Origin of the sequence: Candidatus Brocadia sapporoensis, assembly GCF_001753675.2 — a bacterium.
GTDB lineage: Bacteria > Planctomycetota > Brocadiia > Brocadiales > Brocadiaceae > Brocadia > Brocadia sapporoensis.
Map to the genome: position 1 here is coordinate 1 of NZ_MJUW02000065.1, position 16,503 is coordinate 16,503.

Annotated in this window: 15 protein-coding genes; all 15 read left to right on the plus strand. The window is 45.4% G+C overall.

Annotated elements, in window-relative coordinates; genetic code table 11:
• The first annotated feature begins 215 nt into the window (after positions 1–215).
• The 15 genes from BIY37_RS05470 to BIY37_RS14315 all read left to right on the plus strand — a co-directional run bounded on the left by BIY37_RS05470 (position 216) and on the right by BIY37_RS14315 (position 16,423).
• Positions 216–3,152 (plus strand): DUF748 domain-containing protein, encoded by a 2,937-nt coding sequence (locus tag BIY37_RS05470; protein WP_179129298.1) that lies wholly within the window; start codon positions 216–218, stop codon positions 3,150–3,152.
• A gap of 167 nt (positions 3,153–3,319) precedes the next feature.
• Positions 3,320–3,736, plus strand: a complete 417-nt coding sequence (nikR, locus tag BIY37_RS05475) for a nickel-responsive transcriptional regulator NikR (RefSeq protein ID WP_070066831.1) — start codon at positions 3,320–3,322, stop codon at positions 3,734–3,736.
• 15 nt (positions 3,737–3,751) lie between these two features.
• Positions 3,752–4,390 (plus strand): cobalt transporter CbiM, encoded by a 639-nt coding sequence (cbiM, locus tag BIY37_RS05480; protein WP_080324877.1) that lies wholly within the window; start codon positions 3,752–3,754, stop codon positions 4,388–4,390.
• Positions 4,387–4,869: a hypothetical protein gene (locus BIY37_RS05485; protein ID WP_070066832.1), complete on the plus strand. Its 483-nt coding sequence runs from the start codon at positions 4,387–4,389 to the stop codon at positions 4,867–4,869. The genes cbiM and BIY37_RS05485 overlap by 4 nt, the downstream gene beginning before the upstream one ends.
• An 8-nt stretch (positions 4,870–4,877) precedes the next feature.
• Positions 4,878–5,606: an energy-coupling factor transporter transmembrane component T family protein gene (locus BIY37_RS05490; RefSeq protein ID WP_080324878.1), complete on the plus strand. Its 729-nt coding sequence runs from the start codon at positions 4,878–4,880 to the stop codon at positions 5,604–5,606.
• Positions 5,554–6,324 carry an energy-coupling factor ABC transporter ATP-binding protein gene (locus BIY37_RS05495; RefSeq protein WP_070066834.1) on the plus strand — a complete coding sequence of 257 codons (771 nt, stop codon included), beginning with the start codon at positions 5,554–5,556 and terminating at the stop codon, positions 6,322–6,324. The genes BIY37_RS05490 and BIY37_RS05495 overlap by 53 nt, the downstream gene beginning before the upstream one ends.
• Positions 6,325–7,618: 1,294 nt before the next feature.
• Positions 7,619–9,829 carry a CRISPR-associated helicase/endonuclease Cas3 gene (locus BIY37_RS05500; protein ID WP_070066836.1) on the plus strand — a complete coding sequence of 737 codons (2,211 nt, stop codon included), beginning with the start codon at positions 7,619–7,621 and terminating at the stop codon, positions 9,827–9,829.
• 57 nt (positions 9,830–9,886) lie between these two features.
• A complete protein-coding gene (cas5c, locus tag BIY37_RS05505; protein ID WP_070066837.1) occupies positions 9,887–10,561 on the plus strand; it encodes a type I-C CRISPR-associated protein Cas5c in 675 nt (224 codons plus the stop codon).
• The gene (cas8c, locus tag BIY37_RS05510; RefSeq protein WP_070066838.1) at positions 10,558–12,276 is read left to right on the plus strand and encodes a type I-C CRISPR-associated protein Cas8c/Csd1; all 1,719 of its coding nucleotides are present in this window, start codon (positions 10,558–10,560) and stop codon (positions 12,274–12,276) included. Before cas5c ends, cas8c begins: the two co-directional genes overlap by 4 nt.
• A gap of 28 nt (positions 12,277–12,304) precedes the next feature.
• Complete coding sequence (cas7c, locus tag BIY37_RS05515) at positions 12,305–13,240, plus strand: type I-C CRISPR-associated protein Cas7/Csd2 (protein WP_070066839.1); 936 nt, start codon at positions 12,305–12,307, stop codon at positions 13,238–13,240.
• Positions 13,241–13,255: 15 nt separating this feature from the next.
• Entirely contained in the window at positions 13,256–13,840 is a 585-nt protein-coding gene (locus tag BIY37_RS05520; protein ID WP_070066840.1) for a four helix bundle suffix domain-containing protein, read from the plus strand.
• Complete coding sequence (gene cas4 / locus BIY37_RS05525) at positions 13,837–14,493, plus strand: CRISPR-associated protein Cas4 (protein ID WP_070066841.1); 657 nt, start codon at positions 13,837–13,839, stop codon at positions 14,491–14,493. The genes BIY37_RS05520 and cas4 overlap by 4 nt, the downstream gene beginning before the upstream one ends.
• Entirely contained in the window at positions 14,486–15,052 is a 567-nt protein-coding gene (locus tag BIY37_RS05530; RefSeq protein ID WP_070066842.1) for a four helix bundle suffix domain-containing protein, read from the plus strand. The genes cas4 and BIY37_RS05530 overlap by 8 nt, the downstream gene beginning before the upstream one ends.
• Before the next feature lie 9 nt (positions 15,053–15,061).
• A complete protein-coding gene (gene cas1c / locus BIY37_RS05535; RefSeq protein WP_070066843.1) occupies positions 15,062–16,093 on the plus strand; it encodes a type I-C CRISPR-associated endonuclease Cas1c in 1,032 nt (343 codons plus the stop codon).
• A gap of 39 nt (positions 16,094–16,132) precedes the next feature.
• A complete protein-coding gene (locus BIY37_RS14315; protein ID WP_070066844.1) occupies positions 16,133–16,423 on the plus strand; it encodes a four helix bundle protein in 291 nt (96 codons plus the stop codon).
• Positions 16,424–16,503 lie beyond the last annotated feature (80 nt).

Genomic DNA, 16,503 nt, shown 5'->3' on the forward strand with positions numbered 1-16,503 from the left:
TCTACAGGGTTAACCGTCATTGCATAACGATATGCTATAATAATGACATCCCTTCGGGATTACAGAATCAATATTTTGTTCACTCATAGTATTTGTGAGCGAAAGTACGCTGAATAGTTACAGATTTTCTTATTATAAAAATCATAAAATTCGTATTGATGTATAAATGGAAGAAAGTAATATAGATGAGATGTAAAACCTGTAAGGAGAAAATTGTGTTACATATCAAGTCCTACTTTCGCGTTGGCCGTACCCTTGCTTTGTGGTCATGGCCATCGCGGATTACAGCAATCGTCAGCATTTTAATTGCCCTTTATGCAGGAATCGGCTTTTTGGCATTACCGCCGCTGGTAAAGACCCGGTTGATAAAGACACTTTCGGAGCGTACCGGACGCAACGTTGAACTCAATAGACTGCGCATCAATCCATTTTCGCTGTCAACTACCCTACAAAAACTTTCGATCTATGATCCCGATGGCAGCCGGTTCATTGGTTTCGATGAGCTCTACATCAATTTTCAGACAAGTTCCCTGTTTCGCTGGACATATACCTTTGCCCAGCTTCGGCTGACGGCTCCCTATATATGCGTTAAGATACGAAAGGACAAAACATTCAATTTTCAGGACCTTTTGCCATCCACGAACGATAAGAGCAAGACACAACAGCGATCTTTGGTGCCGCTTCTGATCCAACGTCTTATCATCGATCACGGACAAACCATCTTCGAGGACTATAGCCGGACAACTCCTTTCAGGGAAGAGATAAATGATGTAAGCATCTCATTCCAGAATTTTACGACTCGACCTAACCGTGAAGGACTGTATGAATTCGAAGCCATCACAGGCCATGGTGAAGCGCTGAAATATCGCGGTAATATCAGTATGTCACCACTGTACTCAAAAGGCAGGCTGGAGCTTTCCGGAATTAAGCTGAGGAGTCTGTGGTCCTATCTGCAGGATCAGCTTAATTTTAAAATAACACGTGGTGAATTGGATATCAGCGGAGATTACGAATTCGATGCTACCGGTGAAACACCGGATATTCTGGTACAACAGGGTAAGATAGACGTTCGTTCTCTTACCGTTGCTGAGAAGGGGAGCGATGAGGAAATTATTGCCTTGCCGCACCTTATTATGAGTGGCACCGACATTGATTTCAGGAAAAAAAGTGTAAAAGTAAATCATGTTCAAAGTGGTTCAACTACAATTAATGCGGTGCGGGATGAAGATGGAAGTATGAATCTTTTTGCCCTGTTTCGGCCAAAACCTGGTAAAGAGGAAGATAAGACACTACCGTCAGATCCAAATCCATCTACTGGCTGGGTTTTCAGCATCGGTAAAATTGAGATCGCAGATTATGCACTTCATATGAAAGACCATAGCACAAAACCTGTGGCAAATCTTGATTTATCCCCGATCAATATGAAACTGGAAGATGTTCAGATTGGCGCACCTGGTCTGGCACGCATTGAATTAGAGGCGGGTTTCAATCAGACAGGCATGATTACCATCGCCGGAAATGGAGCAATAGACCATCCTGCAGTTGATTTAAATGTAGAACTCTCCAAAGTGCTGATCAAGCCATTTCAACCTTATTGTGAACGATATGTCAGGCTTGTAATTGAGGATGGCGCGGTAACAACGAACGGTCACATCAACTATTCACAAGCCGGCGGTTCACCAGACATCCATTTTCAAGGCGATATTGCAATTGAATCCGCCCGCATCACGGACCCCGTCCTTGCCGGGGATATTCTTCGGTGTGAACGCCTTGATTTACAGCAGGTACAATACCAAAACAGTCCGGACTTGCTTACGATCAATGAAATTATCGCCCGCGGTCTCTATACCGATATTATTATTGGCCCTGATCGTACAGCCAATGTACAACATATCCTTGTGAGCGCAGAACCATTGCCGGAAAAATCGGAGAGCCGGGGGACCGCAGCCCACCGGTTGTCCGTACAGATTGGCCAGGTAAGCGTAACAGACAGTTCCATGAACTTTGCAGATCATTCTCTCACACCCCGTTTTGCTACGGGTATTCAGGACCTGAATGGTACGATAAAGGGTCTCTCGTCGGAACAGCTTGCACGCGCCGAAATCAATTTGAAAGGTTATGTCGACAAATATGCCCCTGTTACTATTCAGGGAAAGATTAACCCGCTCAGCGACCAGGCTTTTACTGACATTAACATGAATTTCCAGGGGATTGAACTAACAACATTCTCTTCCTATTCAGGGAAATTTGCCGGGTATAAAATAGAAAAAGGAAAACTTACCCTTGGATTGCATTATAAGCTTTCTGAAAAAATTTTGATCGGCGAAAACCATATCGTTATGGACCAGTTTACTCTTGGCGAAAAGGTGGACGGCCCGGATGTCACGAAATTGCCCGTCCGGCTTGCAATTGCTATACTCAAGGATTCCCGGGGCATAATCGATATCAATCTCCCGGTGCGTGGCGATTTAAATGATCCCAAGTTTCGTTTTGGCCCTTTGATTCTTAAAACATTAGTTAATCTTATCGTTAAGGCTGCAACAGCTCCGTTTAAAATGCTTGGGGCTTTGGTGGGAAGTGAAGGTGAGGAATTGAGCTTTGTAAGTTTTGCCCCCGGTTCCGATTCCCTGAGCCAGGAGCAGCAGGCAAAACTCTCCCGGCTTGCAAAAGCGCTTGCCAACAGGCCGCAACTCAGGCTTGATTTACGCGGTACGGCTGTGGAGGCTGCCGACCGTCAGGCCATTGCGGAGCAGGCGATTATGGCAGGCATTCGCGCACAAAAGGATGCCGCATCTGAAGGTACTCTTACCGAAGAAGAGCAAAAACGTCTGCACAAGCTCTACCGCGAGACGTTTAAAAAAGACGATCCCCGCGATTTGGTATCGCCAACTGATGCGCAAGGTATAAAGCTACCCCGGGACGTATATAAGGCTGCGGTAGCAGAAGCAGCCAGAAAACGGCTGATTGAGAAATACCCGGTATCTGAAGATGATCTGCGTACACTTGCGCGTAAACGCGCAGAATCCATTAAAGATTTTATGGTTCATCAGGGTGGAATAGCAGAACCTCGTGTCTTCCTCCTTGACGTTAACACAAAGGCATCGGCATTAAATGGCGAGATCCGGATGCCACTGGCGCTGGATGCACATTAACGTTTTGGATAACATGAGACTATGGAATGTCCCGGACGCCTGGAGTCCTAACGAACCATGCTTCAGGCATTCAGGATTACCTCCGTATGAAATCAGAATGTGCTTGACACAGAGTGTAACAGGCATATAATTTATAAGAACGTAACACTAACAAATCGAGGAATAATATGTCCAGCTTAGTAAGATTCGGCGTCTCTCTGGAGAAGGAACTGCTCAAGAGATTTGATGCGTGCATAAAAGAAAAAAACTACACCAACCGCTCTGAAGCGATACGTGACCTTATTCGTGATGATTTAGTGAAAAAGGAATGGCAGGAGGATAAAGAGGTGGCTGGCTCAATTACCCTTGTTTACAACCATCACAAAAGAGAGCTGGTTAATCTTCTTATCGATATTCAACATGACTACCACAATACGATCCTATCAACTCAGCATATCCATCTGGATGATGACAATTGCCTGGAGATTATCGTGATAAAAGGGATGCCGAAGAAAATCAAAGAATTATACGGAAAATTAAAATCGACTAAAGGAGTAAAACACGGGGGATTTGCCATGGCAACAACAGGGAAGGAGATTATATGAACCTGAGGGGTAAGTGTGTCGGCAGATTTTTCCCGTGGAAGTTTTTCCGTGCACATTAGCGACGGTGTTCTCTCCCCCTATATTATTGGAATTGGGTGGGCAATTGCAATTCCAGCATTGACCGTGTCTGTCCGTCGCCTGCGCACAGATCAGGTAGGCGCTTACGGCGTGGTTGCAGCGGCTTTTTTTGCAGGTTCAACGATTCATATCCCTGTAGGACCGTTCAGTATGCATCTTGTGCTCAGTGGCATGGTTGGACTGCTGTTTGGCTGGGAAGCACTAACTATTGTGACGGTAGGACTTTTATTGCAGGCGCTCCTGATTAGTTACGGCGGTCTGACCGTTTTGGGAGTTAATGTGGTTATCATGGCCCTGCCGGGCGCCATTATGGGGGTGATCGGACGACATTGGATAAAGCATGCCTCTCCCAAAAGACGTCCATGGATCGGGTCACTTATTGGCGGAAGTACCATAATGATTTCGGCGATTTTGCTTTATGTGACGTTATCTACAACAAACACTGCCCTAATACCTCTCGCTAAATTAGTATTTGTTGGACATATCCCAGTCGCAATCGTGGAAGCTGTCATCAGTTATTGGCTTGTGCATTTTCTTCAAAAAGTAAAACCAGAGTTATTGGGGGTTTCATCATGACTCAGATTTTCAAATCAGATCACAGGCAAACAAGTTTATTCGTGCAACCCTTTAACAATACCATTCTTAAGATTATAAATATCTTCATTACCCTCTTGTTCTTTCCCGCTCTGGTATATGCCCATGGACTTTTCGTATCCTCTGACGGAAAAAAGCTGCATGCCAGCTTCGACGATCAGTCACCCGCCTCTGGCGCTGTTGTAAGTGTTGTGGGTGAAGATGGTATTGTGATTATCAGGGATACCTTGGACGAAAAAGGGACTTGGGTATTGCCAAAAGACGTTGATGGCGTTCCCAAATTGGTAATTGTCGAAGCGCCGGGCGGACACCTTACGCGGATCGCATGGAGTGAAGTTTCACGAGGAACTTCAAAGAGATTCTTTGATTATTTCAGCATCCGTATTGCAATGGGAATTGTCATTCTTTTGGGAAGCGGCATTATCTTGAAACGACTGTTGAATCTAAAATCCAAAATCTGAAATCTGCAATGAGTATAACTCCGCCTTCAACTCGTCCGGGAACAATATTAATTATGTCGGTTTTCATTGGGCTCGGGCTGCTTGACAATCTTCTCAATCTTTTTATCTGCTTGGTGATTATTAACCTGTTTGCATTGTTAGTCGTAAGAAGTATGTTTATTACGGCATGGCGTTGCAAAGGGATATTGGTCTTTTTTGTTCTGACGGGCGCAACCTTGCTTTGGACAAAGGAGGGGCGTTCTCTTGCTCCTGCCCTGATAACGAAGATGTTGGTCATGTGGTTATGGAGTACGTTCTGGATTACCTGGGTTGGGTTCGAGCGCATTTTGCTTACTTTTGAAAAGTTAAAGATTCCACCGGTTTTAGTCCATATCATAGCTTTTACGGCACGATTTTTACCGATCTTATCGGAACGGTTAAAGATGATGCTTGCCGCACAGGCCTCACGTGGGGCGAAAAAGGGGGTGCATCCACTCCATCTTTATAACCTGGCTGGCGGGATTGGCTGTCTGCTGGTATCGAGTTTTGAACAGGCTGAAAATGTGGAACGGGCTATGCAATCCCGCGGATTTTCCGGCAGGTATCCTCTCCTTGTTGAAGATAATGATGTTGTTGCAGTGCCTTACGGAAGTTTGACATTTCTTTTCCTCTTTACAAGTATTGTGTGGTTTGGAGTCATATACAATGTCCTGTGTAATTCGTGCCCGCCAGGTATCCTTTCGCTATCAAAATGGTGACCTGGCGCTATCTGATCTCTCGTTATCCGTTCATCAGCAGGAAAAAGTTGGGGTAATCGGGCCAAGCGGGGCGGGTAAAACTACCTTCTTCTGGCATCTGAACGGCCTGCTGAAACCCCATTCTGGATGCATAGAAGTGCTTGACCGTCCTCTCGCTGAGCATAAGAATATTAATGAAGTCAGACGTCATGTGGCGCTGACGTTTCAGCAGGTAAACGACCAGCTCTTCTGTTCTTCTGTGTGGGATGAAATTTCCTTCGGTCCGAGAAATCTGGGATGGCAGAAACAAAGGATACAAGAAACGGTTGAAAGATGGCTGGCCTATTTTGATCTGAACGAGGTAAGCCGTCGGCCTCCTCATCACTTATCGGGCGGGCAGAAGCGGAGTGTTGCTTTGGCCGCTGCCATGGCCATGGAACCGCAGTTGCTGATTCTCGATGAACCGGCAAACGATCTTGACCACAGAAACCGGCGCAGATTGATTACCTATCTGAAAGGTCTGCCAATAGCCATCATGGTGGCCTCTCATGACTTATATCTGATTTCTGAGGTAACACAGCGCTGCGTGCTAATGGACAAGGGAAGGATTGTGGCGGACAGATCAACCGGGGAACTGGTCAGTGATGAAGCTACATTACAGCAATATGGTATGGAAGCGCTGAGAGGCTGGAAGAGCCAGGGCGTTGTTACCGGTTCAATCTCAAAAGAGACAAATTGAAAATCTACCGGTGCAAAAGCGACGGGTATTGCTGGTTTCAACCGCAAAACAGCCCTCCTGTCTGCCTCTACCCTGCAGATCAGCTAAAGATGTATTCCGGTGTCGAAGGGGTGAAGTAGATGTCTGCGTATTCTATTCCTGTCGCCAGACACTCAATCCATTCTTTGAATTGGATATCCTATTAAGTTAAATCTCCGGTTGCAGACAGGGTGGCATGGACAAACATGTTTGTCCATGTTATCTGAACACGCACGGATTGGGAACAAATCACACGGACAAACAAGTTTGTCCGTGCCACCCGGTAACACGCTTAAATAAAAAAAATCTGATACAGTTCAATTAAACCTTCAGAGACTGGGTAACAATCCTCATCGCTCCGAAATCTCTGCCTCAGCCAGGAGTCTTCGTCCGATCAGGATGTGACTTGTGCTGCAGGCGTAAATGCAACGGTCAGTCACAGCAAGTATGAGCACTTCAGACAGATCAGACAAAGATGTGTTCTGGCATCGAAGAGGTAAAGCAGATGTCTGCATAATCTATTCCTGCCGCCAGACACTCAATCCATTCTTTGAATTGGATATCCTATTAAGTTAAATCTCCGGTTGCAGACAGGGTGGCATGGACAAACATGTTTGTCCATGTTATCTGAACACGCACGGATTGGGAACAAATCACACGGACAAACAAGTTTGTCCGTGCCACCCGGTAACACGCTTAAATAAAAAAAATCTGATACAGTTCAATTAAACCTTCAGAGACTGGGTAACAATCCTCATCGCTCCGAAATCTCTGCCTCAGCCAGGAGTCTTCGTCCGATCAGGATGTGACTTGTGCTGCAGGCGTAAAGGAACGGTCAATCGCTGCTGGAATGACCACTTCAGATACGGCACCATCACCGGTTTGACAAGTGCCGCCGTGAAAAAGGTAAAGGCAAATATACACACCCTCCAAAATTCTATTCCCAGCAAGCTTGGATTGACAAACATATCTATTGTTAAGATACACAATATGTAGTAGAATGCCGCCTCATACGGAGGACTGTAACCATTTTAGAAAAATAATCGTAGCGTCTTTCCTCAGAAAAAGAGTAACTGCATTTACCGATCTGGCAATCAAGAGGTTATTTATGGTTAAAGGGCCGTATACTCATACCGATAATTCACAAGATCAGAAATATTTTTTAGGGTCACCCGAAAGATTCGGTCAGCCAGGACAAAATGTTTGTTAATAAATTCAGTACCGTGGATTTGGTTTATTCGGCGGGTTTGTGGTCTGATATGAGGGATCGTCTAAGATGACAGAATATTATGCACATAGTTTTGAAGGAAAGCCTGTTGATGAATGGCATCGCTTGGAGAAACATCTTGTCGACACGGCTAATCTCGCCAAAAAGTTTGCCGATGAATTCGGTTCAGGCGACTGGGCTTATCTGGCCGGGTTGTGGCATGATTTTGGCAAGTATTCGGAAGATTTTCAGAAGATGCTCCTTACCTCTGCGGAGGCATATATAGAAACGAAGCTCGGCAAAGTGGATCATTCAACAGCAGGGGCAATCCATGCAGTTGAGAAATTTAACAAAGCTGGACGCATTTTCAGCTATCTTATCGCAGGGCATCATGCTGGACTTGCCGATTGGTTAACGGATACTGCCGGAAGAAAAAGCCTCGAACATCGCCTTCAGAATGTAAAACTTCTCAAAGACCTGCCTCTTTCAAATGTCCCTCACAGTATCATTGAACAAATTCTGCCAAAACAAAAGTTCATGACAAAAGGAGGACATGCATTATGGATAAGGATGTTGTATTCCTGTCTTGTTGACGCGGACTTCCTTGACACAGAGGCATTTCTTGAGTCGGAAAAAGCAAAGACACGAAAAGACTATCCTTCATTGAACAAACTTTTGCCGCTCTTTGAATCTTATATGGTTGATAAACAGGCAAAGGCTAATAATACTTTTGTTAACAAGCAGAGAGCAGGGATTCTCAGGCAATGTATAGAAAAGTCGTCTCATAAGCCAGCGATATTTACCTTGACAGTTCCTACAGGCGGAGGCAAGACGCTTTCCTCAATGGCATTTGCGCTGAATCATGCCGTGAAACACAATAAGAAGCGAATAATTTATGTCATTCCCTATACCAGCATTATTGAGCAGACAGCAGAGCAGTTCAGGGAAATATTCAATGATGCCGTTGTTGAGCACCATAGTAACGTTGATGTTTCGGACGAAAGCAGAGAGACCGTAAAAAGCAGGCTGGCATGTGAAAATTGGGACGCCACGGTTATTGTCACAACCTCAGTTCAATTTTTCGAGTCGCTCTTTTCAAACCGCTCGAGTCGATGCCGCAAGCTCCATAATATCGTAAACAGTGTCGTGGTTTTAGACGAAGTGCAGCTTTTGCCTCCCGAATATCTTAATCCCCTTCTCCGTGTAATGAAAGAACTGAATCAAAATTACAAAGTCACATTTATTCTCAGCACAGCGACCCAGCCTGCATTTACACTGCACAAGTCTGTTGATTACCAGTTTGAAGGACTGGCGGATGCCATAGAGATTATTCAGAATCCTCTGTTGCTTCATAAGATCTTCAAGCGTGTAGAAGTTCATATTCCGGACGATCTCTTGACACCGATTACCTGGGAAGACCTTACGTCAGAGCTTGCACAACATCCGTCTGTCTTATGCATCGTTAACCGTCGTGATGATTGCCGAACCGTGTATGATATGATGCCTGGAAAAGGGGAAGACACATTCCATCTCTCCGCTCTTATGTGTGGTGAACATCGTTCAAAAGTTATTGGCCAAATCAAACAGAGACTTAAAGACAAGATGCCTACTCGCGTCATAAGCACACAGCTTGTAGAGGCCGGAGTTGATTTTGATTTTCCCATCGTATATCGCGCCATTGCAGGGCTTGACTCAATTGCTCAGGCTGCCGGCAGATGCAACCGTGAAGGACGTCTTGAGAAAGGTAAGGTTTTCGTCTTTACTCCTCCAAGTAAAATTCCAGCAGGATACCTGAGACAGGCTGCCGAAATAGGACGGAGGCTGCTTGCTGATAAAAGTGAGGATGTGCTTTCGCCCGATAGATTTGAGAGGTTCTTTAAAGAACTGTACTGGCTTCAAGGAAATAATCTTGATAAATACAACATTTTGAAAGATCTTGCTCCTGATGGAGAACTCCGCTTTAGCTTTCTTTCAGCGGCATGGAAATTTAAGCTGATTGATGAATCACAGTATGCGCCAGTGATTGTCCGCTATGAAGAGGGTTCACAATTAATAGAAATGCTGAAAAGACTCGGTCCAGAAAAATGGCTGATGCGGAAGCTTCAAAGATACGTTGTAAATTTACCTAAATATGTTCATGCAAAGCTTTATAAAGAATGCGCTATTATCGAGGCATATCCTGGTATTTTTGTTCAGGAAGGCGGGGTAATGTATCATCCAGAACTCGGCTTCTGTCCTGACAAATCCATGATTTACGAGCCAGATGATTTAATGTGTTAGCAGTCCCCCTCTAAAAAGAGAGGATCAAGGGAAATTTTATAAACGAAAGGAGGGTTAATGAGAGATTCACCTGTCAAAAGCAATGGGTTTCGTTTGAAAGTGTGGGGCAGGAATGCCTGCTTCACGAGACCGGAGATGAAGGTAGAACGTGTCTCGTATGATGTAATAACACCGTCTGCTGCACGCGGAGTGCTTGAAGCAATTCTGTGGAAGCCTGCCATCCGCTGGAAGGTTACACAGATTGATGTTCTGTACCCGATAAAGTGGGAGTCGGTGCGCCGCAACGAGGTCGGTTCTGTAATGTCACCAAGAACAAAGGGACTATTTATTGAAGACCAGCGTCAACAGCGCGCCGGATTGTTACTGAGGGACGTTGCATATACTATTCACGCACATTTTGAAATAACGGATAAGGCTGGCGCAGAGGACACGGTTGTAAAGTTTACAGAGATATTTCTTCGCCGTGCAGAAAAGGGACAGTGCTTTCACCGTCCGTATCTGGGATGCAGGGAATTTCCGGCAGAGTTTGAGGTGTTTTCAAACGGCAAGACGCTGCCTGAGGCAATTCCAGAAACCCGTGACCTCGGCTGGATGCTTTACGACATACAGCACGACTCTGCCAATAACAACAGAACTCCCCATTTCTGCAATGACAATTGCCGTCCATCATTCTTCCGGGCAGGTCTCAACAAAGGTCGCATGCTTATTGATGAAAAGGAGGTGAGATCATGATATTGCAAGCATTGGCGAAGTATTATGAAAGGATTCCGGATGTGGAAGATGAAGGCTTTCAAAAACAAGAAATCCCCTTTATTGTTGTTTTGAATAGACAGGGAAATTTTCTAAGCATGGTCGATACACGTAGCGGTGACGGTAAAAAGAAGACTGCACGATCATTTATGGTTCCGAAAGCTGTAAAAAGAAGCAGCGGAATTGCTGCTAATCTTCTATGGGATACCCCTGCATATATCTTCGGAAAACCAAAGCCTGATAAAAAAAAGGACATGGAAAACCTGTTCCAAAGAGCGAAAGAACAACAAAAAAGTTTTCTCGACAAAATCGTTGAAATATTTACTGATAGCCCACCAGATGAAGGAGTTGCTGCTGTTATTCATTTTCTTAAACAGAAAAATTATGACAAGCTCTTTTCACATCCTCAATGGCAAGAAATTGAGGAAAGCGGTGCAAATGTGACATTTCAACTTGAGGGAGAAACGGAACTTATCTGTCAGCATAAGGTAGTTAAGGATGCGATCGCTTCAACAACCACAATCGTTAGCGACGACCAATGCGTCTGTCTTATCTCCGGCAATAAAGATTCTCCCGCTCGACTTCATACAGCAATAAAGGGTGTATGGGGATCGCAATCTTCGGGAGCAAACGTAGTCTCCTTTAATCTCCCGGCCTTCAACTCTTTTGGCAAAGAGCAAGGGTATAATGCACCAGTTGGCAGGAAAATCGAATTTGCCTATACAACTGCATTAAATACGCTACTTGTAAGAGGATCAAGGCAAAGGATTCAGGTTGGTGATGCAAGTACGGTCTTCTGGGCGGAGAAGAGACATGGAATTGAAGATTGGTTTGCAGACATTTTTGGTGAACCGGCAATAAAGGATTCTGATCAGGACAACGCAGCCATTAAGGCATTATTTAAATCTCCCGAAACCGGGGCAAAGCCAGTTCTCGATAACAGTATAAAATTCTATGTTCTGGGCTTATCACCTAACGCATCACGGATAGCAATCAGATTTTGGTATGCAGGGACAATAGCTGAGGTGGAAGAAAATATCAGGCAGCATTTTACGGATATTGCCATTGACCGCGCTCCCCACCAGCCTGAGTATCTGTCTCTCTTCCGCCTCCTTGTATCAACTGCTGTGCAAGGAAAATCAGACAATATCCAGCCCAACCTTGCAGGTGATTTTATGAAGGCAATACTTTCATGGACACCGTATCCCAATACACTCTTATCTTCAGCTATAAGGAGGACAAAGGCTGAACAGGAAGTAACGTATCAGCGAGCATCTTTGATAAAAGCCGTACTTGTCAGAAAAGCACGATATAAAAATGAAAAGGAGGAAATTCGTATGGCATTAGACACAAGCAACACCAACACTGGGTATCTGCTGGGCAGGCTCTTTGCAACCCTCGAAAAGATTCAGGAGGAGGCAAGTCCTGGAATAAATGCAACCATCCGTGACAGATTTTACAGTTCCGCTTCAAGCACACCGGTAACGGTCTTTTCGCACTTGATGAAATTAAAAAACCACCACATTGCAAAGCTTGAAAATAAAGGACGTGCCGTTAACTTTGAGAAACTTCTTGGAGAAATCGTTGATGACGTTAAAGACTTTCCTGCCCATCTCAGCCTCGATGATCAGGGGCGTTTTGCTGTCGGATACTATCACCAGAGGCAGGATTTTTTCAAAAAGAGAGATAACAACTAACAACTTCAAATTTAAGGAGGAATAGAAAATGAACGATCCAATCAACAACCGCTATGACTTTGTATTATTTTTTGATGTCAAAGACGGTAACCCAAACGGAGACCCCGATGCAGGCAATCTTCCTCGTGTTGACCCCGAAACAGGACATGGGCTTGTTACCGATGTGTGTATAAAGCGCAAGGTGAGGAACTATGTGCAACTCGAAAAAGGGGGTACAAATGGATATGATATTTTTATAAAAGAAAGAGCAATACTTAACAAATATATTAGAGAAGGATATGAGGCATTAGGTATTAATCTTAATGAACCACCTATAGATAAAAAAGATGGAGAGAAGCGTAAGACCAAAGGCGGAGCTCAAGGTGGAGAAATTGAGAAAGGAAGGCAGTATATGTGTCGGACTTACTATGATATTAGAACTTTTGGAGCCGTTCTGAGTACAGGTGCAAATGCTGGACAGGTTAGAGGTCCGATACAAATAACTTTTGCTCGCTCTGTTGATCAAGTAGTTCCCCTTGAACATTCGTTGACTGTTTGTGCCGCTCGTTCTGAGGATAAGTCAATCGAAGAACAAATTGGCATTCAAGGTAGAAAATTTACCATCCCTTACGGTCTCTATCGCAGTCATGGTTTTATCTCTGCTCCATTTGCAGCACAGACAGGATTCAATCAAAATGACTTGGACTTATTCTGGAAGGCGCTCGTTGATATGTTTGAGCATGACCGCTCGGCAGCACGCGGACAGATGGCAACCAGAAAGCTGATAGTCTTTAAGCACGAATCTGCAATGGGCAATGCCTCAGCACACAAGCTGTTTGATTTGGTTAAAGCAGAGGCAACGACCAATCCTGTGAGGGATTTTAGTAATTACACAATTACCGTCCCAACTCAAAGCGAAGTCGATGAAATAGCTGGCAAGAGTGAAAATAATGTAAGCAAAGTGGCTATAGAGGTTAAACTTTAAAAGAGGCAACACACTATGACTGACTCAAAGGACTTTTCCCAGCTTATCCCACCCCACGGCGGGTACCGCAATCTGAAATCTTATCAGACTGCGGAAATCGTCTATGATGGTACTGTGGTATTTTGCGGCCGCTTCATAGACATAAAGTCGCGGACGCATGATCAGATGGTGCAGGCTGCTCGAAGCGGCGTTCAGAACGTTGCAGAAGGGAGCATGGCCTCTGCAACTTCAAAAAAGATGGAGTTGAAACTGACAGGCGTTGCACGCGCAAGCCTCGAAGAATTGCTGCTGGATTATCAGGCGTTTCTTCGCCAAAAGGGACTGCGCCTCTGGGCTAAGGATTCACCCGAGGCGCTGGCAGTGAGGAAGAAATATCAGTCTGACAGGTCAGACCTGTCGGACAAGTCTGATCCTTATTTTTTAAAAACTGCTTCGCCTGAGGTTGCGGCGAACACGCTGATTTGCCTGATCAATCAGGCAAGTTATCTTCTTGGACGGCAGCTTAAGAGCCTTGGACAACAGTTTTTGAAGGAAGGCGGCTTTACGGAAAGACTCTATCGTACGCGCTCACAAATGCGTAATGAGGGAAAGAAGTCTTGAATTATTCTGAGGATGATTTAATCCAACTCTCTTCCTTACAGCACTTTGTGTTCTGCGAAAGGCAGTGCGCCCTGATTCACATTGAGCAACTCTGGAGCGAGAATCTCTTTACTGCCGAGGGCAGGATTATGCATGACAAGGTTGACACGGCAAACCGTGAAGTGAGGGGGAAGGTGCGCATTGATTACGGCGTGCCGCTGCGCTCACTCAGGCTTGGTTTGATCGGCAAGGCGGATGTGGTGGAGTTTCACAAGATGGATGACGGGGCGTGGCTGCCTTTCCCTGTGGAATACAAACGCGGGAAGTCCAAGATGGATAACTGTGATAGGGTGCAGCTTTGCGCCCAGGCTATCTGCCTCGAAGAGATGCTGAATGTTGAAATCAGGGAAGGGGCGCTGTTTTACGGACAGACGAGGCGCAGGGAGGATGTGGTTGTTGACAAGTCCTTGAGGATGGAGACAGAAGAGGCAGCAAGAAAGGTGCATGGGCTTATTGAATCAGGTGTTACCCCAAAGGCTGAATATTCAAAGAAGTGCAAGCTTTGTTCGTTGTTAAATATATGCCTTCCAAAGGCGAGCAGCAGGGTAAGTAATTATCTGATGAGGGCGATGGATTCCTCATCAGAGACAAAAGAGGAGGTGACAAATGACTGACCCAAAAGACTCCTCCCAACTTATCCCGCCACATGGCGGGTATCGGGAGCTACAGTCTTACCAGATGTCAGAGATTGTTTATGATGCCACGATAGTATTTTGCGATCGTTTCATTGACCGTCGTTCACGCACCCACGACCAGATGGTGCAGGCGGCGCGCAGCGGCAAACAAAACATCGCCGAAGGCAGTATGGCATCAGGCACATCCAAAAAAACCGAACTAAAGCTTATCGGCGTGGCGCGGGCAAGCCTAGAAGAATTGCTCCTTGATTTTCAGGACTTTTTGCGGCAGCGCAGGCTGCCGCTCTGGGGAAAAGAGCATGAGCAGGCACTCGCAGTGCGCAAACTTGCGCACTGTAAGAATAGGTCTTATGAGACTTATAAGACCCATGTTGAGGCTTCGCCTCCAGAAGTGGCGGCAAACACCATGATCTGCCTGATTCATCAGGCAAACTACCTGCTTGACCAACAACTGCGGGCACTGGAAAAAGCATTTCTGAAAGAGGGCGGATTTACGGAGAGGCTCTACCGGGTGCGCTCAGAAAGAAGAAAAAGATAGGGCAAAAGCATGAAAAAACACCTGAATACACTATTCGTGACAACGCAGGGGGCGTATCTTGCTAAAGAGGGAGAAACGGTAGTGGTGAAGGTTGACGGTCAGGTCGGCCTGACCATTCCGGTGCATACCCTCGGCGGGATCGTCTGCTTCGGGCAGGTGTCGTGCAGCCCTTACTTAATGGGATTCTGCGCGGAGAATGGGGTGGCAATCAGCTTTCTGACAGAATATGACGATTTTCTTGCAAAGGTGCAGGGGCCTGTATCGGGTAACGTGCTTTTGAGGCGTGAGCAGTACCGCAGGGCAGACGACACACAAACCTCTGCCATCATAGCGCGTGCAATATTGACCGGCAAGATTGCCAACTGCCGCACGGTGCTTCAGCGCGCATTGAGAGACCATGCAGAGAAGGTTGATGCGGATGCGATTTCGCAGGCATCCCAGAGGCTTGCACTTTCAATGAGGAGATTGCAGACTGAAGACACCCTCGATATTTTACGCGGTATAGAGGGCGAGTCTGCAAATGTCTACTTTGAGGTCTTTAATCATTTGATCACCTCACAAAAGAATGATTTTATCTTTCAGGAAAGAAACAGGAGACCGCCGCTGGATAAGGTAAACTGCCTGCTCTCTTTTTTGTATACCCTTCTGATGCATGACGTGCGCTCTGCCCTTGAGACGGTGGGTCTTGACCCTGCCGTCGGCTTCCTGCACAGGGACAGACCCGGCAGATATGGATTGGCGCTTGACCTGATGGAAGAATTTCGTCCCTTCATTGCCGATAGACTGACGCTTTCTCTGATCAATCTCTGTCAGGTACAGGCGAAAGGATTTCAGAAAAAAGAGTCGGGCGCAGTGTGGATGGATGATGACACCAGAAAGGCCGTCCTGGTTGCCTATCAAAAGCGGAAGCAGGAAGAGATAGTGCATCCTTTTTTAAATGAGAAGGTGACCATTGGCCTGCTCTTTCATACACAGGCATTGCTCATGGCCCGCTATTTACGCGGGGATATGGATAATTATCCGCCTTTTATCTGGAAGTGATAATTAATAGAGACAAAGGCACAAAGTTAAGAAGGGACAATGAAATTGAGAAACTATAGGGATCTCGTTGTATGGCAAAAATCAATGGTGTTGGTAACTAATGTTTATTCGACAACAAGATTGCTCCCAAAAGCAGAGTTTTATGGATTGGTATCGCAAATAAGAAGGAGTGCAATATCAATACCGGACAATATTGCAGAAGGATATGGCAGATATTCTACAAATGACTATACTCGTTTTTTACAGATAGCCTTCGGCTCTTTATATGAATTGCAAACTCAACTGGAGATTTGTTTAAATTTAGTAACTATTCAGCGAAACGGATGGTGAGAGAGAATATTTTCTCAGAATAGTCAGGAGCCGATAGGGAAAACGGGCAGACGGGAAAATCCCGAAGGGATGACATGATT

Bases quoted from the DNA above. Each gene is read 5' to 3' on its own strand.
- nikR (WP_070066831.1), top strand. From the start codon at position 3,320: ATGTCCAGCTTAGTAAGATTCGGCGTCTCTCTGGAGAAGGAACTGCTC.
- BIY37_RS05485 (WP_070066832.1), top strand. From the start codon at position 4,387: ATGACTCAGATTTTCAAATCAGATCACAGGCAAACAAGTTTATTCGTG.
- BIY37_RS05490 (WP_080324878.1), top strand. From the start codon at position 4,878: ATGAGTATAACTCCGCCTTCAACTCGTCCGGGAACAATATTAATTATG.
- BIY37_RS05495 (WP_070066834.1), top strand. From the start codon at position 5,554: ATGTCCTGTGTAATTCGTGCCCGCCAGGTATCCTTTCGCTATCAAAAT.
- BIY37_RS05500 (WP_070066836.1), top strand. From the start codon at position 7,619: ATGACAGAATATTATGCACATAGTTTTGAAGGAAAGCCTGTTGATGAA.
- cas5c (WP_070066837.1), top strand. From the start codon at position 9,887: ATGAGAGATTCACCTGTCAAAAGCAATGGGTTTCGTTTGAAAGTGTGG.
- cas8c (WP_070066838.1), top strand. From the start codon at position 10,558: ATGATATTGCAAGCATTGGCGAAGTATTATGAAAGGATTCCGGATGTG.
- cas7c (WP_070066839.1), top strand. From the start codon at position 12,305: ATGAACGATCCAATCAACAACCGCTATGACTTTGTATTATTTTTTGAT.
- BIY37_RS05520 (WP_070066840.1), top strand. From the start codon at position 13,256: ATGACTGACTCAAAGGACTTTTCCCAGCTTATCCCACCCCACGGCGGG.
- BIY37_RS05530 (WP_070066842.1), top strand. From the start codon at position 14,486: ATGACTGACCCAAAAGACTCCTCCCAACTTATCCCGCCACATGGCGGG.
- cas1c (WP_070066843.1), top strand. From the start codon at position 15,062: ATGAAAAAACACCTGAATACACTATTCGTGACAACGCAGGGGGCGTAT.
- BIY37_RS14315 (WP_070066844.1), top strand. From the start codon at position 16,133: ATGAAATTGAGAAACTATAGGGATCTCGTTGTATGGCAAAAATCAATG.